21 protein-coding genes and 1 tRNA gene are annotated in these 19,279 nt (G+C 47.2%); 14 read left to right on the plus strand and 8 right to left on the minus strand.

All coding sequences use genetic code 11. The features are described from left to right. Positions 1–652: 652 nt before the first annotated feature. From EYM_RS01850 to EYM_RS01860, 3 genes are all read right to left on the minus strand, one after another. Positions 653–3,091 (minus strand): tRNA(Met) cytidine acetyltransferase TmcA, encoded by a 2,439-nt coding sequence (locus tag EYM_RS01850; RefSeq protein WP_236943429.1) that lies wholly within the window; start codon positions 3,089–3,091, stop codon positions 653–655. Further along, complete coding sequence (locus EYM_RS07875; protein WP_168050155.1) at positions 3,006–3,446, minus strand: hypothetical protein; 441 nt, start codon at positions 3,444–3,446, stop codon at positions 3,006–3,008. Before EYM_RS07875 ends, EYM_RS01850 begins: the two co-directional genes overlap by 86 nt. A 181-nt stretch (positions 3,447–3,627) precedes the next feature. Then, positions 3,628–4,128: an NOB1 family endonuclease gene (locus EYM_RS01860; protein WP_075049417.1), complete on the minus strand. Its 501-nt coding sequence runs from the start codon at positions 4,126–4,128 to the stop codon at positions 3,628–3,630. Positions 4,129–4,157: 29 nt separating this feature from the next. Between EYM_RS01860 and EYM_RS01865 the strand changes: the two genes are divergently transcribed. Genes EYM_RS01865 through ilvD form a run of 3 tightly spaced genes read left to right on the plus strand, consistent with a single transcriptional unit; the run spans position 4,158 to position 7,245 of the window. Then, on the plus strand, positions 4,158–4,865 hold the full coding sequence (locus tag EYM_RS01865; RefSeq protein WP_075049418.1) for a metal-dependent hydrolase: 708 nt from the start codon (positions 4,158–4,160) through the stop codon (positions 4,863–4,865). After that, positions 4,862–5,590, plus strand: a complete 729-nt coding sequence (locus tag EYM_RS01870) for an NTP transferase domain-containing protein (RefSeq protein WP_075049419.1) — start codon at positions 4,862–4,864, stop codon at positions 5,588–5,590. The genes EYM_RS01865 and EYM_RS01870 overlap by 4 nt, the downstream gene beginning before the upstream one ends. Further along, a complete protein-coding gene (ilvD, locus tag EYM_RS01875) occupies positions 5,587–7,245 on the plus strand; it encodes a dihydroxy-acid dehydratase (RefSeq protein WP_075049420.1) in 1,659 nt (552 codons plus the stop codon). Before EYM_RS01870 ends, ilvD begins: the two co-directional genes overlap by 4 nt. A 10-nt stretch (positions 7,246–7,255) precedes the next feature. Here the strand turns inward: ilvD and rpl12p are convergent, their stop codons facing one another. Then, a complete protein-coding gene (gene rpl12p, locus EYM_RS01880) occupies positions 7,256–7,576 on the minus strand; it encodes a 50S ribosomal protein P1 (RefSeq protein ID WP_075049421.1) in 321 nt (106 codons plus the stop codon). A gap of 167 nt (positions 7,577–7,743) precedes the next feature. Here rpl12p and EYM_RS01885 point away from each other — a divergent pair, with 167 nt between their 5' ends. Genes EYM_RS01885 through EYM_RS01895 form a run of 3 tightly spaced genes read left to right on the plus strand, consistent with a single transcriptional unit; the run spans position 7,744 to position 10,609 of the window. After that, positions 7,744–8,880 (plus strand): hypothetical protein, encoded by a 1,137-nt coding sequence (locus EYM_RS01885; RefSeq protein ID WP_075049422.1) that lies wholly within the window; start codon positions 7,744–7,746, stop codon positions 8,878–8,880. Next, positions 8,813–9,463 carry a GTP cyclohydrolase IIa gene (locus EYM_RS01890; protein ID WP_075049423.1) on the plus strand — a complete coding sequence of 217 codons (651 nt, stop codon included), beginning with the start codon at positions 8,813–8,815 and terminating at the stop codon, positions 9,461–9,463. Before EYM_RS01885 ends, EYM_RS01890 begins: the two co-directional genes overlap by 68 nt. 30 nt (positions 9,464–9,493) lie before the next feature. Continuing rightward, on the plus strand, positions 9,494–10,609 hold the full coding sequence (locus EYM_RS01895; protein ID WP_075049424.1) for an amidohydrolase family protein: 1,116 nt from the start codon (positions 9,494–9,496) through the stop codon (positions 10,607–10,609). A gap of 3 nt (positions 10,610–10,612) precedes the next feature. On the opposite strand, the gene EYM_RS01900 is transcribed toward EYM_RS01895, so the two are convergent. Beyond that, positions 10,613–10,716, minus strand: a tRNA-Cys gene (locus tag EYM_RS01900). Between the two features lie 31 nt (positions 10,717–10,747). Next, complete coding sequence (locus EYM_RS01905) at positions 10,748–12,082, minus strand: DUF2070 family protein (RefSeq protein WP_168050157.1); 1,335 nt, start codon at positions 12,080–12,082, stop codon at positions 10,748–10,750. A gap of 23 nt (positions 12,083–12,105) precedes the next feature. On the opposite strand from EYM_RS01905, the gene EYM_RS01910 reads away from it, so the two are divergent. Beyond that, positions 12,106–12,324: a hypothetical protein gene (locus EYM_RS01910; RefSeq protein WP_075049426.1), complete on the plus strand. Its 219-nt coding sequence runs from the start codon at positions 12,106–12,108 to the stop codon at positions 12,322–12,324. Here the strand turns inward: EYM_RS01910 and EYM_RS07780 are convergent. Both EYM_RS07780 and EYM_RS01915 read right to left on the minus strand, forming a co-directional pair. Next, positions 12,311–12,484: a hypothetical protein gene (locus EYM_RS07780; RefSeq protein ID WP_157058723.1), complete on the minus strand. Its 174-nt coding sequence runs from the start codon at positions 12,482–12,484 to the stop codon at positions 12,311–12,313. The two genes, EYM_RS01910 and EYM_RS07780, sit on opposite strands and share 14 nt — an antisense overlap. A 7-nt stretch (positions 12,485–12,491) precedes the next feature. Beyond that, entirely contained in the window at positions 12,492–12,818 is a 327-nt protein-coding gene (locus tag EYM_RS01915; protein WP_075049427.1) for a hypothetical protein, read from the minus strand. 149 nt (positions 12,819–12,967) lie between these two features. On the opposite strand from EYM_RS01915, the gene EYM_RS01920 reads away from it, so the two are divergent. From EYM_RS01920 to EYM_RS01950, 7 genes are all read left to right on the plus strand, one after another. Continuing rightward, positions 12,968–14,113 carry an MFS transporter gene (locus tag EYM_RS01920; protein WP_075049428.1) on the plus strand — a complete coding sequence of 382 codons (1,146 nt, stop codon included), beginning with the start codon at positions 12,968–12,970 and terminating at the stop codon, positions 14,111–14,113. Between the two features lie 23 nt (positions 14,114–14,136). Further along, positions 14,137–15,828, plus strand: a complete 1,692-nt coding sequence (locus EYM_RS01925) for a type II/IV secretion system ATPase subunit (RefSeq protein ID WP_083494989.1) — start codon at positions 14,137–14,139, stop codon at positions 15,826–15,828. Then, complete coding sequence (locus EYM_RS01930; protein WP_075049429.1) at positions 15,825–16,805, plus strand: type II secretion system F family protein; 981 nt, start codon at positions 15,825–15,827, stop codon at positions 16,803–16,805. Before EYM_RS01925 ends, EYM_RS01930 begins: the two co-directional genes overlap by 4 nt. A 14-nt stretch (positions 16,806–16,819) precedes the next feature. Further along, positions 16,820–17,749 (plus strand): type II secretion system F family protein, encoded by a 930-nt coding sequence (locus EYM_RS01935; RefSeq protein WP_236943445.1) that lies wholly within the window; start codon positions 16,820–16,822, stop codon positions 17,747–17,749. Between the two features lie 44 nt (positions 17,750–17,793). Continuing rightward, on the plus strand, positions 17,794–18,315 hold the full coding sequence (locus EYM_RS01940; RefSeq protein WP_075049431.1) for a 50S ribosomal protein L16: 522 nt from the start codon (positions 17,794–17,796) through the stop codon (positions 18,313–18,315). Between the two features lie 68 nt (positions 18,316–18,383). Then, positions 18,384–19,022, plus strand: coding sequence for a hypothetical protein (locus tag EYM_RS01945; RefSeq protein WP_075049432.1), 639 nt, complete (start codon positions 18,384–18,386; stop codon positions 19,020–19,022). 4 nt (positions 19,023–19,026) lie between these two features. Further along, positions 19,027–19,239, plus strand: a complete 213-nt coding sequence (locus tag EYM_RS01950) for a hypothetical protein (protein ID WP_075049433.1) — start codon at positions 19,027–19,029, stop codon at positions 19,237–19,239. Positions 19,240–19,279 lie beyond the last annotated feature (40 nt).

The raw sequence follows: 19,279 nt of genomic DNA on the forward strand, positions 1-19,279 counted from the left end.
GAGAAAGAGGTTGTTTAAATAGGAGGGCAACGGTAGAGATCCAATAGGGAATAGAAAGTCCATCTCTTCAAACAAGTCCCTGAGATTCTCTGATAAGAGGTAGAGATCCAATAGGGAATAGAAAGTCGTTCACTGTGAACGGTAGGTCTGCGATAATTAATATCGAGTAGAGTCCCAATAGGGAATAGAAAGTTTACAGAAACTTCAACTTCAAAGTGTGGTGTACAATTGTAGAGTCCCAATAGGGAATAGAAAGCGAGTTCACGCACCCCCTCCTGTACTCGATTCATTTCATCAAAGTAGAATCCCAATAGGGAATAGAAATATTCTAGATAGTGAATTCGAAGAAGAAAATGAGGGAAAGAGGGTAGAATCCCAATAGGGAACAGAAAGTTACACCCGTAGTAACCTTTGCGATTACGCACTATCCCATGGAATTTCTCTGAAAAGAATCAGAACTTTCCTTCACAACCTTCGCGACATTAAATTATTGGAAACGCAGAGGCGCCCGTTTCCTATTAATAGATCAATTGCAAAATTATGGACTAATTACGTCCATTCTCGTTAAGGTGACCTCGTTCAAGCTAATTTGAAGTTTAGAGCGAAAAATTCGAGTGAACCGCGGGAAACGGGAGAACTAAGGTATTGAAAATTACTCTATGTCGAATACCTTCTTACCGTACCTACTTACGAAGTACTCCACGTTCTCATTGGATACACCAGTTCCGCCTTCCTTTTCTATGTTCCAATACGTTCTCAAGCACCTTCTCCCGAATTCCTTCAAGACGGCCACTTGCTTCCTAAACTTTATTTTCGTCTCCTCTTCCACTTCCTCCCAATCTCTTCCTTGAAGAACCTTAGTTATTAAAGTGATCTTAGTGTCCTCGTCTATTTCCGGCCTCCATTTGCGCGGTTGCGACCAGTACGTTATTGCTAGGCGGTATATCAGGTCGCTAGCGGCTTCGAAAGTCATTGGGCCGTAGGAATAGATCCACAACCTATCTACATCGACTGGATGAAGCTTCGGTTTCCTCAGACTCGGGTTAATTGGTATGGGGTCCGTCTCCAATATTAGTTTGGCTGCGTCCCATTCCAACGTCCTGTAATTTAAGTGAAGCGAAAGCAAGACCTTCCTTCTGAAAAGCCTGTTCGCTTCCAAGATCATCCATTTCAGCTTCGGCGTCAGAGGTTTGGCAACTAGTATTGTGAACTCACCGCTCGTTGGGTTCCTATCGGGGCTCATGTGAACCGGTAGGAAACCCGACCTAATCCAGAACTTCAAGAGCTTCTCTGTAACGCCGAAGCCAGAGGCTATCCAATCGTATCCCCTTTCCTTCGCCTCTTCGCTCGCCTTAGCCAAGGCGAACGTACCTATCCCCTTACCTTGGACTTCCGGATGGGTCGCGATCCTAACTACCCTCCAACCCCTCGTGAAGGCGAAGTCCCGAACCCTTAGGTGCTTGAGGAATCTATCTGGAATGATGTTGCCGGGAATCTTACCGCCTCTAAGTAAATCGTCTATCATGTCCTCGGGAATGGGGCCCTCCTCTGCGAGCTGGAGAGCCCCAACGACCTTTCCAGTATCGGTCGCGACAGCTCTAACGCTGTGGTGAGGGGCATCGGCTATCATTCCCAAGTCATCGGGTTCGTTCCTATAGTGAGCTAGAACGTATATTCCGAACAAGTTCCTGAGGAGGTCCTCCCCTTCCTTCGAAAACAACCACTTCGGATCCAACCTCAAGTACTTCAGTCTCCCCTCCTCGATCGCTTTAAGGTCCTCCTCGTCTAGCTTAGCTGGCTCTGCGTCTAGTAGCAATACGTCGTAGAGCCATCTCTCTACGGGATCTCCGGGAGCGTACCTTATGGGCTCATCCATCTTCACGTGCTTTATTTCGGTACCTTTATCGTTAAGTAGAGTTGGTAAGAACCTTACGTTGAACCCTCTACCAGCCCCTTCGTAGCCGTGAATTGTAGTCGCGTAAACGCTTCTCTTGTGATTCCTCCAAATCTTGTGAAGGACTGGAACCGGAACGCCAGCTGCCTCGTCTACTACGACTAGGTCAGCGTTCTTCTCCGCAGCCTTCAATGGAGGCCAGTACTCTACGCTCCAACTCTCGCCGTGAACCTCGTATATCGTCCCGTCCCTTTCTATCTTCTTTGCCTTCATACCAATGGTTTCAGCTGCCTTCATTAGGAGCTTGAATAGCGTTTGAACGCCGAAGGGGTCGCCACTTGTTACTATTACCTTCACGAAACCGCTCTTCGATTTACTGAAGGCTTGAACGAAGCCTGCTAACGCTATCCCGAGGGCACCGCTCTTGCCTCTACCTCTATCAGCAGTGATTACGAGCACCCTGTGCTTCTTCTTCCTTCCCAACATCCACTCCATCGAATGTATCACTTCGACTTGGTCTTGGGTGAGAGCCAAAGCATACAACTTCTTAGGGAACCTTATTTCCTTGGGTATCTCTAATTCCTTCTTCTTATACTTAGGACTTTCGAAGAGTTCTTGCTTTACCTTCTTGTCCTTATCTACGTGGTACACGTGAGATGGGTGCTCTAGTATCTTCCTCTTGAACCAAGTTATGAAGACGTGCCTGGGTTGAGGATACTGCGGTACGCATAAGTTCTTTTTAAATATAGTCTCCCATTCGTCCCACTCTTCCCATGTCGGTACGAGAAGTATTACTGGAGAGCCGCCCTCAACGACCTCGACTAGCCTTCCCACGTCATTGGGCTTTAAGTCCCTTGTAAGGTCAAGCACTATGCCTTGATAAGTGGTACCGAGGAGCTTGTTTGACTCCTCGTAGACCCTTATTTCGAGTTTGATTTTCTTTGCGTTCTCCTTTACGCTACCCTTCGCCACGTCCTTTATTTGACGAGCCTCGGGAAACTCATCGTGAAATACGTATAGGACCTTACCTTCACCAAGTCCCTTCTCTTCCCTCAATTTATCGTATAAGAGAAGAACTTTCGAAAGGGCCTCTCCTAACTTCTGGGGATCGTTACCCGAGAGAACTACGAGTCTCCTGTGCCTTCCTTCTATTGCGTTCTCCAAGTCTTCCTTCAATTTGTCCAGGAAAGCTTCCATTATTTCTCCCTACTCCCCGTTTGCGGAGGAAGTTTTGAAAGAGAGGCGCTAGTAATGGGAGAACGGGTAAGTTGGAAGCAGTTACTAGGTAGGTAGAGCCCTCGGAAACGCACTGAGTAGTGGCAACTTGGATGGGAGCCAGTTCCATTAGCCCGCAAGGACAAGCGACAGTTACCGGAACCCGCCGGCATTCGCTGGAGCCTTCAATTAGGTACCCTTTCATGGTTACTCCGTTCTTTACGAAAGCGACTTCCCTTACAGTTAGCGTTTCCAAACACCCATTGGGGTCCACGGAGACCGTGGTCGTTGGCGCGAGAGTTGCGTTAATGGCTACTATTTTCACCTCGTACGCCATTGAAGGATGGATTCCAAGAACGAGGACAACGAGCCAGCAAGTAAGGCAACCACTGTGAAGTAGACGAAGGACATTGGATCTAAAGTAACCAAGAAGGAAGTTACAGCTAACGCCATACCTACAGAGAAAGCACATATCCCTCCCTTCGAAGTCGATCACCCATTTGCGATGCGCTCGGCGTTTAACGATCTCTCGGACCGCCGAAACTAATCGATCTCCTCCGTAAGGGGGAGCCGCACGCCGGGCATTCCCTTAGATGCCTCTCGAAAGTCCTACCGCAATTAGGGCAGTACCACACCCACTTCCTCCTTTCGCTTATACCCTTGGTCCTAACGGTCTTCCAAGGTATTCCGAGCTCCGAGGCTACGTTTAAGACGCCGTAATCGTCGCTCAGAAGCGTTGCTCTTAATTGGAGGGCGAGGGCTAAGACGGCCACGTCCGCATCTGAGAGGTTTTCTCCCAACTCTTCGGACTTCTCCTTTACTATTCTTAGAAACTTCGCCTCGGGTTCAACGACCTTTAACTTTTCAATATAGATAGAGAGGAAGTTCTTGCTCTCCTTATCCCTAACCTCCTTCAAGTTCAATGGAGTTGTATAGTTCTCACCGATAAGCAGAGATGGCGTTCCCGCTAAGAGGGATCCAGTATCGTGTACGAACTTATTTCCCTTAGGTTTAAGCAATTTAGCCCTGAAGGGAACTTCTGAGGGGGATGAATAAGTTGAAGTTCAAGCTAACGTACCTAGGCCACTCCGCCTTTCACGTAGAGTATAACGGTAAGGGAATAGTTATTGATCCATGGATTGAGAACCCCCTCTCGCCCATGTCCTTAGACCAGTTCTTAGATAAGTTCCCAGTGGACCTAGTAGTTATAACTCACGCGCACGAGGACCACATTGGTAACGCCGAGGAAATTATGAGGAGGACCGGTGCTAAGTTCTTCGCAATCCACGAGATATTTGTGGATCTAACTAAGAAGGGCTTTGAAGGGGTAGGAGCTAATATCGGCGGACCAGCGAACTTGAGTTCAATAGTACCGGGACTATCCATTGCAATGACGCCGGCAACGCACTCGAGCTACGATAAAGGCGTTCCAACGGGAGTCATCTTGTTCTTCGATGGCGAAGCGGGACTCTACCACGCAGGCGACACGGGCCTGTTCGCGGAGATGCAGTTCATAGGAGAACTATACGCGCCCAAGGTGGCGCTCTTACCCATTGGAGGCCACTATACGATGGACATAACTCAAGCCGTCTACGCAACTAAGATGCTCAAGCCTAAGGTCGTAGTGCCCATGCACTACGACACGTTCCCGCCAATAAAGGCCGATCCGAACGAGTTCAAGAAGAGGGTCGAAAGCGAAGGTTTGGCTCAAGTAAGGGTAATGAGACCGGGAGAAACAGAGGTATTCGAGTTTTGATAGCGATTCTGGCGGGGGGTAAGGGGAAGAGGTACGGTAAAGATAAGCTCAACGAGCTGATAGATGGCAGAAGGGTAATAGAGAGGCTCCTCTCGGAGTTCCCTCAAGCAACGCTCATTACTACCTCGGAAGAAAGGTGCAAGCTGTACTCCGCGATCCGTTGCGTCATAGATAACGGAGAGGGTCCGGCCGAAGCAATGAGGTCCTTGAGCGGAACGGTAACGTTCATACCCGGAGACATGCCCTTTGTTACGAAGGAAATGGTGGAGAAATTAGTTTCCTATAAGAACGTCTTCAAAGCGGACGTGGCCGTCCCAATACACGCGGACGGGTTCATGGAATCGCTCTTCATTTCAGTTAACTTGGATGCTTTAGACTTAGAGAAGGTGAAAAGGAAGTTGGGTAGGCCACTGAGGGCTACGGACTTTATCAGATTCGCTAATAGGCGCATCTTCGTTGGCTCGAAGCTCATCTCGCGCTTTCCAGTAAACTTTGCGCACCTTAATACGCCCCTCGATTTAAGGATTAGGTATTCCAAGTCTCCTTTAGGAGAGGAACTCCTCGTTCTAAACTCTCCATTTGAGCCGTGTGAAAGCATAGAGGAAGAACTGAAGACCTATAGGAAATTGGGTTTGGTTCAATTAGAGACCCATGCAAGGAGAGATTTAGAGGTATGCAACCAAATATATACTTCTAGTACTACCCAAGCTAGGCGTCTGGATTGAGAAGGAGCGAGATATTTCTGAGGCCTGAATACGCGCCCCACAGGGCTCTCTGGAAGGCGTCCGGTTTAATAGAAGAAGAACTCAAGAGGCCTCTTATTGGAATTGCAAACGCGTGGAACGAAATAGTTCCCGGTCACGTTCACTTGGACAAAGTAGCGGAAGCCGTCAAGGCCGGTGTAAGAATGGCCGGTGGTACCCCCTTAGAGTTCGGTACCATAGCGGTCTGCGATGGAATAGCGATGGGTCACGAAGGAATGCGTTACTCGCTTCCTTCGAGGGAAGTGATAGCAGATACCGTCGAAATAATGGTTGAAGCTCATAGGTTGGATGCAGTCGTAATGGTGACCAACTGCGACAAGATAACGCCGGGGTTCTTGCTGGCAGCTGCTAGGCTCGAGGTACCAGTTATACTCATAAACGGAGGACCAATGATGCCCGGAAGTTACGATCACCAAAGGATAGACTTCAAGGACTTAATGGAAAGAATGAACGTCTTGATAAAGGAAGGGAGAACAGAAGAGCTGAAGAAGTTAGAGGAGAGTGCGCTACCGGGTCCGGGGAGCTGCGCGGGCCTCTTCACTGCCAATACAATGAACATGCTAAGTGAGGCCATGGGTATGATGCTACCTGGGGCCTCCACAGTTCCAGCTACTGAAGCTAGGAGAATATGGTACGCCAAATGGACGGGCATGAGAATAGTGAAAATGATCGAAGAGGGTCTTACACCCGATAAGATACTCACTAGAAAGGCCCTAGAGAACGCTATAGCAGTTGATATGGCCCTGGGCGGTTCCACGAACTCCGTACTTCACTTGGAAGCACTAGCCTACGAACTGGGAATAGACTTACCTTTAGAGGTGTTTGACGAGATCAGTAGGAAGGTACCCCATATAGCTTCCATATCGCCAGCAGGGAAGCACTTCGTTGTAGACTTGGATAGAGCCGGTGGAATTCCAGCGATATTAAAGGAACTCGGACTAAAGGGCTTGATACACAAGGACGCGTTAACTGTTACAGGCAAGACCGTTTGGGAGAACGTAAGGAACGCCCAAGTGTTAGATAGGGAAGTCATAAGACCCTTGGACGACCCGTACCATCCGTTCGGAGGCTTAGCCATTCTAAAGGGTTCCTTAGCTCCGAGGGGCGCCGTAGTGAAGGCCTCCGCAGTCGACAGGAAGCTGTGGAAGTTCAAGGGAGTAGCTAGAGTATTTGATGGCGAAGAGAAGGCGGTAGAGGCCATAAGATCTGGTAGGATCGAACCGGGAAGCGTGATCGTAATTCGCTACGAGGGACCCAAGGGAGGTCCCGGCATGAGGGAAATGTTGACTGCCACTGCAGCAGTAATGGCGCTCGGTCTCGGAGAAAGCGTTGCGCTCGTTACGGACGGTAGGTTCTCTGGGGCCACGAGAGGTCCGGCAATAGGTCACGTATCGCCGGAGGCGGCCGAAGGAGGTCCGATAGCTCTAGTTAGGGACGGCGACGAAATCGTGATAGATATAGAGAACAGGAAACTCGACTTACTGGTCGACGAGAAGGAACTGGAGGAAAGGAGGAAGGAGTGGAAGCCTCTCAAGAAGCCACTAAGGAGGGGAGTGTTGAGGAGGTACGCGAAAATGGCGTTAAGCGCTGATAAAGGAGGAGCTTTGGAATATTGAAAAATTAACTTTAACCGAAGAGGGCTCCCAAGCCGGCTGAGAGCTCCTCCTCGCTCACTTCCTCCTTCTTCTCTTCCTCTTCCTCCTTCTCTTCCTTCTTCTCCTCAGCAGCCGGAGCAGCTGCCGGGGCGGCTACTGGAGCTGCAGCCACTGGCAAGGCCGCGCTCTTCAATACCTCGTCAATGTTCACTTCCTTCAAGGCGGCTACCAATGCCTTTACCCTGGTCTCGTCCACTTGAACTCCTGCCGCCTCTAGGACCTTCTTTATTGCCTCCTCGGTTATCTCCTTACCGGCGCTATGGAGCAAGAGGGAAGCGTATATGTACTCCATCGTTCCACCGACTGATAAAGGCAGATAGATGGATTAAAATGGGTTCCGCTTTATGCGTTGAGGCGTCAGATGGTTTGCTAACGCTCATCGTCTCGCTCTGGGACGGCCTCTTCATCCGCCAACTAGCGTTTGACCTCGGTATTATACTCTAGGCGTTTATTGAGTAATTGGAAGCGGGAAAGTTGAAGCAATACGTAGTTAACGATCTCTCTAAATTAAGTAAAATATATATTGGTGAAGAATTGGATCCATTGGAACTGATAGATTTAGTGCCGGAAAGTTTAGAGAGGGCTAGGAACCTACTCGAGAGGGCGTTAGGTAAGAAGGTAGAGCCTTACGAGTGCGATGAACTATGTATGACATTAGGTTATAAGATAGCCGTCATAGTGGCTGCAGTACTAAAGGATAAGTGGTTACAAAACAAATTAGCTAACTTCGTAGCTATGGAAATAGCCAAGTCCTTAAATAAAGACGATCTCGTATCAACGATTACCTTGCTAAGGAAGCTAGGTTACGACGTTACCGACTTGGACGAACCCCTTCAAGTACCGATTAAGGTTCATAGAGGAGTTGTTCTACCGGAGGTCTACCCCGTTAAGATCCACTTAATATCTTACGTTAAATTGGCTAAGAGGTTTCTAAGCGATCCACATTGGAAAGTGGTTAATAAACCCTTGCTCAATGGATTCGTGTACTTGAAGCCCGATGAGATCATTAGGTTAGCTCAGGAAGCCGTCTACTCGAAGGTAATTCAAGACGTTAAGGAAATAGGTAACTTGGAAGTAAGCGATTTACCGAATAGGTTGAGGGAGATAGTGGAAGAGCTCTCTTCTGCAATCAGGAAAACTGTAGTTAAGAGAAAGAGAGTTGAGGAAAGCGTAAAGGGCTTGTACCCTGAAGCTCTACCCCCATGCATTAAGTCAATATACGCGAGGGCCTTGGAAGGAGCTAACCTTTCTCATCAAGAGAGGTTCACCTTAGCTACGTTCCTGTTAAACATAGGGTTGGACGTTGACGAAGTACTCGAAGTGTTTTCTAGAGCACCAGATTTCAACGAAAAGATAGCTCGATATCAAATAGAGCACTTAGCGGGCCTCAGAGGTTCTAGGAAGAAATACTCTCCGCCCTCTTGTAAGACCTTAGTTTCGTGGAACTTATGCCCTACTAAGGAGGAATGCAAAGCAAATCATCCATTAAGTGAGTACAAGAGGAGGCTAAGGGCGAGGAGGAAAAGTGATGCACAAGGTAATGGTAGCGATATTGAAGGGGTATCGCGAATGGACGGAGGAACTCGGGAGCGATAGGGAGTGGAAAATTCAATTAGTTCAAGCATCGATCGAGAAGATTGCAAGTGAAGAAGCAGCGAAGTGTAACTCGTTCTACGTTCCGCACAGAAAGGACGTTCTGATCTTTCTAGCAAACGGTGTAGAAGAAGAGTGCTTAAGAGAAGTAATTAGTAAAATAGAGAAGGTATCGCCCGTTCCCGTTGAAACCAGTATAGGGTGTGGTTCCACTCCCTTGAGCGCTCTGAGAGGCGAATCGAGGAAGTGCGAAGGCAGCGACGTCGCCGTAGTTCATATAGACTTAAACTACTTCTCCAAAGACGAGATCTACTCAGCATACGTAAGGGCAATGAACAACTACTCCACCCTCTTAAACCTTTTCTTAGGGGTAGGTGGTATTGGGGCTTACTTAGGCGGGGATAACTTCGTCTTCTTCATTGACCCTAAGGACTTACATATAATAGATGAGGTTAAAATGATTTTAAAGGACGCCAAGATCGGAGTGGGTATAGGCAAAAACCCAAGGGAAGCTCTATCTAAGGCGGCGTCTTCTCTAAAGTTTCTTAGAGAGAATAGAAATCTGAGGTCCTATTTAATACAGTAACGGAGAGATACCGAACACGGGAACTCATGCTTGAACGTAAGGGTACCTTACGCTTTAGTGGGCGAGGACCTAGAACTAGTAGAGGAAGTCACAATAATTCTCAATAATCAAGGGATTGAGGCAATAGAAGAGGGTTGGGACTCGAAAGGGATACTGGTGAACGCGCTTGCTATGCCATCTCTATTTAACGCTCACATCCACTTGGGCGATTCCGTTATCTTGGAAAGGTGGATAAACAAGGAGCTAAGCGATATAGTAGACCCAAGGAAGGGTTTGAAGATAAGAGCGTTTGAAAAGGTTAAGGACGAACAAATGATAAAGTCAATGAGCCAGACATTGGGTTTACTGAAGTTAATTGGAGTGTTTGGGGTTAGCGACTTCCGTGAAGAAGGTTACAAGGGCGTTAAGAAGGGGCTGAGCGCGGCCGAAAGGGCGAACTTCGAAGGTTACTTACCATTCGCCAGGGCCTCTTCCTTGGAAGAGGGTCTTAAAGTGCTCAAGATATCCCACGGCCTCGGCTTGCCCGAGCCTACTTATCCAGACCCTAACATAGCTCGAAAGCTCTCGGAAATCTTCAAGAACGCCGGTAAACCTGTTGGAACGCACGTAGCTGAAGTAGGCGGTAGAGAGGAACTCTATCAAGCCTTCGAATTAGGAGTGGATTTCGTCGTGCATGGCGTAAACTTGGAACTAGAGGACTTTGAGGAACTCAGGAAGAGGAACGTAGCAATAGTATTTTGTACCAGAGCTAACAACTGGTTTAAATTAGAACCTAAATTGAAATACGCCATAGAGGCAGACGTGAAGTTCTTAATAGGGACCGATAACGTTGCTTGGACTAAACCAGACCTTTGGAGGGAAATGGAATTAATTTCGATAAAGCTTAGGAAAGACGGATTATTCGATGAAGAAATAGCGAAGAGGATACTAAAAGCGTCAACTGTCTGGGCGCAAGACGTGATGAAGGTTCCGTGGAGGATACCTTTAGAGAAGGGTTCAGACGGATTCTTCTTACTATTGGATATAGAGAGATTGGGTTTCGAGAACTCGCCTAATAAGTATTCAGTGATAGTGAAAAGAGGTGGACCCGAAACCATAGTTGGATACATAATACGGGGACAGTTCCATCAGAAGGTAATGTGTTGAAAATGGAGCCGGGGCCGGGATTCGAACCCGGGAAAGATCGGGTATCGACAGGCGGAGGCCTATACGCCACTGCAGCCCGACCCCTTAGGCCACTCGGGCACCCCGGCATGTGAAGGATTGGAATAATCATTTTTAAGCTTATACTAAGGCACTTAAAACAACTGTAAGGAACGATCCTATTACGCCCAACTTTATCGCATTGGTAATGTTGCTCCTCACTTCCTTCTTATATATGAGGTCTCCCATGCTCAAGTACTCTATTTCCCGTCTTCGATAACTGTTGGAGAGACTTAAGTTGCGAAGTACTTCGAATGACTTAACGTCGCTAACCTCGTACTTAGTTCGACCGAACCCTGCGCAAGTGTGGTCGTCTAAAGTGGATACTTCCATGAGACCCTCCCTAACTAACTCGTCTCTATTACCTCTTCTCATGTTGTTTCCGAAAACTACGAGCCAACTCCTAGTACCTCTCTCACAAGACAAATTCAACAAGATTCCCTTGTCCCAGCAAAGTCCTTTACCATTCACTTGAACCTCCTTAACGCTCTCGAAAACGCACTCGTCTTTCCAAATTTCCTTAAGGTTCCTGAGCTCCTTTTCGAGTACTTCAGCCTTTACGGGCTCCCCTTCGTTATTATGCGGATCAGCGATTTCTACTCCGTAGTCCCCACATTCTAGGTCATCGGCGCCGTTTTTGTGGTATATTACTTTGATTCCGTTTAGCCCTAAGCATTCTATTTCCTCACCTTCTTCCTTCCTAACTTCAATTACGTTCTTCGAGTCTTCTTCACCTTTCGCCACCTTCAGAGCTAGTTTGAAGGTCTCCCATCTGTTAGCCGGGTTGTTCTCGTGAGATCCGCAAAGCCTGTGAGGAATTCTTCCATTTACGAATAACAAATATGGGAAGAGCGTTCCCATGGAATATCTCATTAAGCCGAAGTGAACGTCCGTAAACGTAATCGGTCCCAGGCTTAATACTTTAGCTATCCTTTTCTTTCCGTACTTCGTTACGATTTCCTCCAAGTGAACGTAGTCATCGCCCATCCACGCCCGGAGCCACGCTATCCCTAGAGGCATTACCCCCTTGACGTGACCGTACGTTGAAACTAACCATACCGGTAGCAAGGCCAGTAAAGACTTAGGAAAGAAAGGTATCAATGGAAGTATTGCAACGATCTCGATGAGCGGATGGGCTATTGCAAGGACGGACACCATAGAATATAAAGCTACAGATAGCTCCGGTTTCGCTAACATTAGAACGTTCGAAACGGCATATAGAAAACCCAACCTCCTACCGTTCAGGATCCTGTTTTCGTAAAACAGTATTGTGAAGTACGCTTGTTGTACGAGCGCTAGGACTAGGAGTTCCTTCTTTAATCCTAGAACCGCGTAACTTGCGAGTAGCGAAACGAATATCGCTTCGTTTGGAGGTAAGGTAAAGAGTAGTTTATAGTATTTTAATATCTCCTTCAAGTTCGCGTGCCGGGTAGTCAATTTTGGGTAAAGTAATAATAACGTTCGATGGGACCGTTTACTGTTACGTAAAGGTTGACGAGAAAGGAGAGGCCTTAGAGAGAGTGTGTTGCGAGAACGCGAAGGAGGTTATTTCAAAAACGCAATGTACTATTAGCGGATATTCCGATAGACCGGGATTCATTATGGAATGCGATGGAGTTGCTGAATGCAGTGAGGGACGCTTGATTACTTACACTTGACGTTCAAGTTCTCAATACATATTTTAAGTTTCTTAATGACATCGCAGATGTTCTTTTTAGGAACAATTGCTAAACCACCCATATCGTTTTCTAGCAAAAACATATCCTTGAGTTCCTTCTTTATTCTAACTGTCTGGACACACTCAATGTCGTCGAACATTTTCGGTTCACACTAAGGGTAGGTCTAGGAAGTCCATCGGGAGCCTCTTCCCTTTAGACGTTATTTCGTCGTACTTCTTGGCCAAGTACTTAATGAAGACGGGGCAACCATCGAACTTACCGGCCCTATCGCACTTGTAATCCATTTCTAGGAAGCACTTACCAGTTCTCTTATCATAATAAGGACATAGCTTGTGATACTTCTTAGCCGACATCATTATTTGTCTAACCCACTTGTACTTTGGATCGTCCTTCTTAGTTAGGTCCTCAGTTTCTACTCCAGTGGTACTTTCAAGTAACTTTTCCAAATCCTTATCGCTAACGGTCTTATGCATTACGTCCTCACCTCCTGAACGCAATTGAATATTACAATTAGACGTCCTCGACACTTCATATCAGCGAACAAATTAAAGTCTAATAGTTTCGGTGTGCTTGCAATCGCAGAAAATTCAAATCCATTCGTTCGAAACTTACTCGAAGTGCGTTGAGCGAAATTGAAAAATTAGAGAAAATGGCAGTGTTGCTATCCCTTCCCGGAACGGCCTTACTAGTGTTACTACCATTGTACATAAAGGATCTAGGCGGTAGCAGCGAGCTAATAGGTATAGCGAGCAGCGTTGGCCCGATCTCCTTCTCTATTGTCAGGTTAATAGGAGGGGCTGCCACAGATATGTTTGGAAGGAAGAGCACGTTCTTATTTGGAATAGCCCTGTATACCCTCGGACTCCTAGTGTTAGCCATTGCGCCCGATGCCAACGCCGTGGCCCTAGGTGGTTCCCTCAGTGGAGCTGGAGCCATGATAGCGATGACTTCCGCAATAGTAATGGTTGCAGACGTTGCGGGGTTCGCGGAAATTTACGGTAGATTGACTAGCAAGATGGCCTTAGGGGGAGTAATTGGAGCGGTGGTACCTTTCTCGTTATTGTACTTCTTCCCAGAAGTAGTAGCCTTCAGAGCCTCTTTTCTAATATACTTCTTAACGTCCCTATATTCAACGTTCAAGTCGTTAGAACTGAGGGAAACCAAACCACCGAAGGCTGTAATATCGTTTGAGTTCACTCGCGAGTGGTTTATTGCAACCGTGATAGGTTCCCTAGTTTCAATTGCTTCTGGCATGGTAACGCCTTTCTATCCAGTCTTCGTTGCCTCGAAGTTCGAATTGAACGCTAATGACGTTATGCTTACTTACATTCCCTCTGCCATATCAGCCATTGGATCGCCCAGGATAGCTGGAATGTTCGACCCCCTTTACACGTTGGTTCTATTTAGTGCAATTGGCACCATAGGATCATTGACAATAGTTATAGGTGGCTTGGCACTAGCAGCCATTGGCTTAGCGTTAGTGGTCGGCGCCGTTGGTGGGTGTACTGTAGCTCAAGACGCATTGGTTGCTAAGGGCTGTAAGAGGTCATGCGGTTTCATGATAGGCCTCTATGCCGCCGTAACTCAATTCTTCATGGGTATAGGATCGCTAGTGGCTGGAATAATTTACTCGTATCGTGGCGATCTAGTTTTCGGTACCGCCGCCGTGGCGTTGTTCCTATCAACCGTTCTATCGGCGACCTTCTTAGGACTGAATGCTTTAAAGGGCGGAACCAGATCCTTATTTGGTCACAAGACGGGACATTAGTAACTATCGTCCGGTGTTGAGCTGTGCCCACGTTAGGCGAAGTAATAGCTAACGTTCAAAGGAACTTACTTGAACTAATTGGCAAAATAAAGAGAGGGGAGAGCGTAACTCAGACTCTAGAAAGAATCAGAAAAGAGAGACCTGCAGTAGGCGAACCCGGAGTAGCCAGCGCGGGCGGTAGGGTACTTAGAAGCCTCATCCCGGCTGAGAAGCTCGTGGATTTCTACTCGGTTAAACCACCCTATAGTTACGTCCTCATATATATCGACGATCAAGAAAGGATAAGGTACCACACCATCGAGCCCATTCTAACAAGGAGGGAGCTAGCTGGTTTAATAAAACTCAAGGCCTTACTCTTTCAAGAATTTCATGTCAGAGGAGACATTCTAAGGAAGTCCGTTAAAGATCCTCTAGAAGCGGGAAAGTTAATAGCTCAGACAGTTAGGAGGATGGCCCGAGACTACGGTCTGAAGCTTCCCGTTTTAAGCATTGAGAAGCTCACGTACTACGTCGTTAGGGATACTGTAGGTTACGGTCCACTCGACGTTATCATCAACGATCCGGCCATAGAGGACATATTCTGTGACGGTACCGGGCTCCCGATTTACGTCTGGCACCAAAGGTACGAGTGGTTGAGGAGCAACGTAGTCTTCATTGATGAAGACGAATTAATGAGATACGTTAGGAAACTGGCAGTTAGGTCCGGTAAGGAGTTAAGTTACGCTCAACCTCTATTGGACGGTGCGATACCTCCTTGGAAGTACAGGCTTCACGCGACCCATCCAGTAGTAACTTACAGAGGTCCTTCCTTTACTATAAGAAAGTTCCGTGAAAACCCATTCACTCTACCCGAACTAGTTAGGCTCGGAACGCTCCCACCGGAGATAGCGGCTTACCTTTGGATACTGGTAGATTCAATAAACTCAGCCTTGGTAGTAGGCGCAATGGCGTCCGGTAAAACTACGCTGCTTAACGCAATTGCAATGATGATCCCACCAGAGAGCAAGATAGTTACTGCGGAAGACACACCTGAAATAAGGTTACCTCACGAGAACTGGGTAGCAATGGTAACGAGACCTTCCAGCGAACCGGGAGTAGAGGACATCACCCTTTACGACTTGCTTAGATCCGCTCTGAGGCAGAGGCCTGAATTCATTATAGTAGGTGAGATAAGAGGTGAAGAGGCCTTCACCTTCTTCCAAGCCGTCTCAGTAGGTCACGGAGGTCTTGGAACAGTCCACGGTGAAACGATCGATGCCGCAATAAAGAGGCTCATTACCAAACCAATGGACGTACCCAAAGGCTTGATACCAGCAGTCAAGGTATTCATCCTCAATGCGAGAGTCAAGTATGGAGGGAAGATCGTTAGAAGGAGCCTGGAGGTAAGGGAAATAATAACCATAGACGAGAGAGGAGAACTAGTCATGAACACCGCGTTCAAATGGGACCCAGAAACGGACTCTTGGGAGGAAGCGCAACACCTCTACCTAATTGAAAACGCTGCTGAGAAAATGCTAGTAGACTACAACCAGCTGTACAACGAAATGAAGAGGAGAGCTCTAATAATGAAATGGATGGCTTGGAGGGAGAAGACGTCCGTTAGGGACGTCATGGATATGGTAAGGAGGTACAGGAGGAACCCCGATATGGTATTTACTCAAGTCGCTTCGGAGCTCAGAGCCTCAGGTCTCATGGAGGAGGTGGCCCTACTATGAGCACTAGAATAGTTCTAGAAGAAATAGAAGCCAAGACTAAGAAAAGGGAAAAAGCTGAAGTTAAGAGCGCTAACGCTCTGTTCTATATCTTCTACAGGATATCCAAAAGCATAGGAATTCAGAGGTTCTTGGAAGAATCCTTCAAAGGCCTAGAGAAGTACATACTCGGCTCCAGACTTCAAGTCTCCTTCCCAGTTTACGTTGCAACCATGGCCTTGCTCCCCCTCGCAATCGCCCCGTTAATCTCAGCCTTCGTATTCGTTACAACTTTCTATGTATTATACATGCCTCCCTTGCTCTCTATTGGTTTAACAATTATTTCATTCGTAGTCGGATACGCCATAGTTTTCATGCTCTTGTACGTTGTTCCAGTGGCAATGTTCAGTTCAAGAAGCCCAGTTCTAGAGAAGAGCTTAGTCGTTCTATACGCTTACCTAGCTGCCTTAGGAGTTTCCGGCGCTAGCTACGTCGAAGCTCTGAGGAAGCTATGGGAGAAGAGCGAAAGCTTAGGTGCCGAACCGGAACTTGCTGAGGTGATTACGAGAATATACCTACTAGGAGAGGACGTAGTAGACGTCCTTAAGGACGTGGCGGAAAGGGCTCCCAATAGGGAATTCGCGAACTTCCTAAGAGGTCTGGCTAATGTAATAGAATCCGGTGCCGGCCTCGATAAGTTCGCAGAGGTTGGTTTCGAGAGCTCCATGGCAATAATGCAAGCTAAAATGAAGGAAGCAATGGGTGCACTAGAAATAATGAGCGAAATGTACGTGACTGGATCATCAGTAATGCCAATTTTGGGACTCTCGTTCGCAGTGGTTCTAGCTACCATGGGCCCCTCTGCTAAGATGTTCGGATTAACGCTTCCAATGAAGCCAGCCACCTTGGCCGGCCTAATGTCCTTCTTCGGTATTCCACTAATATCCATATTCGCGATACTCATGGTGGATGGTACACTAAGTAAGATAAGGGGATGGTGATCCCCTTGGTTAAGATGGAAAAACAAGAGATAATGTTAATGGCAGTAACGCCCGTTTTGGGAATAGTATTGATGATAATAACCTACGTGCCACCAGGAGAGAAAGTGTTCGAAGCCCTTCCAAGGATTTACTTGCCTTACAACCCCGATACTTTGAGATCGATAACCATAGGTATACTAACCATCTTAGCCGGTCCAGCTTTAGCTTATTACTTGTATATGAAGAGGATAGAGAGCATAATTAGCAACACGCCCTTAATGCTACAAGACATCGCAGTAACGGTTAGAAGCGGTACTAAGGTTTACGCCTCTTTCGTTGAGATAAGCGATAGGGACTACGGAGCTCTAACTCCGTTCATTAGGAGAATAGCTTCCCTAATCTACTTGCTCGGCCTAGACATGCTCGATGCCTTAAGGCTGGTTCTAAACGACTTACCCAAGGAAACGAGGAAGTACTTCTACTTCATCGAAGAGGCGTACGAGAGCGGAGGTAGGGCTGTCGAGGTCCTAGATAAGGCCTCGGAACTTGCGAGGAGAATTATGGAATTCGAAGAAGAAAGGGAAAAGACCCTCAAGAGCCAAGGTTTCATAATTCTCTTTAGCGTTGTAATTTTCGTAGCGACGGCAGCTATACTTTACTACTTAGCTGTCCAAATGTACGCTTCTTCCGTTGAAGTTAACAAGAAATTAGGCGAACAACAGTTACAGCCAATAGATCCATTAGAAGTATTAGGATACGTATACTACATGTCCATCTCCCTATCCTTGTTCGCTGGGATAGCCACTGGAAAGATAGTGAAAGGGACTATAGCTGCCGGGTTGTTCTATTCAATATTAGTGCTTATTCTAAGCCTTGGAATAGTATTGGCTCTACCGGTAGTTATACCACCGTATCCACAGGAGGCTGTTACTGCGCAAGCGACTGGGGCGTTCCCCCAAACGTAACGAGTTTTAAAGTCATTGGACTAGGAAAGAGGGGGTCCACGAGAATGGCCAAGCCCGCTAGATGCTTCACTAAGAGACACGCGAAGGCGTTCAGCGGTCCTCCGTATACTAGGGAAGAATACATCCACGGCGCGCCCCAACCCAAAGTAGTTAAGTGGGTAATGGGTAATCCGAAGGTCGAGGCCGAAGTCGAAATAAGGCTCGTCGCATTGGAGAGGGCGCAAATTAGGCACAACGCATTAGAGGCCGCGAGAGTTGCCGTTCACAAGGCGCTATCCAGCTCAATAGGCGAGAACAATTACGTATTCATAATTAAGAGATATCCTCACCACGTGTTGAGGGAACACAAGTTCATGGCGTTCGCCGGTGCAGACAGATTGCAAGAAGGCATGAGGCACGCCTTCGGAAAGCCCGTTGGAAGAGCCGTTAGAATATATCCCGGTCAAGACATACTGGTAGTTAAAACTAAGAAGCAGTTTGCGGATAAGGCTAAGGAAATAATGAAGATGGCTGCTTACAAGATGCCCATACCTTGTAGGGTTGAGGTAATAGAACTATCTAAGTAATTTCCTCGTAATACAGTTATAGAGAAAACGTTTTTAGCATCGAGTGGTAGTATATATGGGGCCGCCCAATGAACGTTGCTGAAGCTCGGGCGCGAGAGTTCTTGGAGAAATACGGTGAGAGAGGAGAAATGGTTGTGAGGGCGGCCCTAGAGGTAGCAGACGCTTATAGGAGGAAAGGTAAGGCTGCTTTAGGCGACTTCGACTTCAAGGGAGTCGTTAAGAGGCTTAAACAATACGGGGTCGATTACAACCCCTCGCCCCTTTTATCCAAACTAGAGAAAGAGTATGCTTTAATAGAAACGAGCTACAAGAGCTCGAACCAACACTGGTGGAAGTTCGTAGATGAGGAAGCGCTCCGGCTAGCTTTAAATGAAGAGGAGGAAGACGAAGAGGAATTAGATCCTCAAATAGCGGTTCTAAAGGTTCAAGTCGCTGCACTTGAGTTAGATGAAGCGAAAGAGAAATTAGCTAAAATAATAAACAGGAAGAAAATGACCGTTGCTGACAAGAAGTGGTTCAAGAACTTCGCTTTCGAGACGCTGCCACTGATAGCTAAGGTGGCCGAAAAGGTCTTGGAGGAGGGAATAGAAGATCCAGAGTTATTGGAAGCGGTAGAGGTTATCAAGTTGGCTCTAAAGGCATCCAAGCTAGCTAAGGTGAAGGTATCTAAGAGCTTGGACTTACCACTAATATCGGTGGAGGAGTGAACCAATGGTTCAGCGATGTTGGAACAAAGGTCCCCTAGGACCATCAATTCCATGGGGCGGTTTCGTCTTATTATATACTAATGATCCCAGCGACCCGCTTGCGTTAGAGTTAATTGAAGCGTTCGGAGCGAAGATAGTTGAAGTTTCCGAGGTAGTTTCCCTAGATCCCGATGCCGTCAATCTTCCGTTCAAGTACGCAGTGGTGTGGAAGTGGTAAGACATATCTTCTCTTATCGCTAGTTAAGTGCATGAGATGC

This window comes from Ignicoccus islandicus DSM 13165 (assembly GCF_001481685.1).
GTDB lineage: Archaea > Thermoproteota > Thermoprotei_A > Sulfolobales > Ignicoccaceae > Ignicoccus > Ignicoccus islandicus.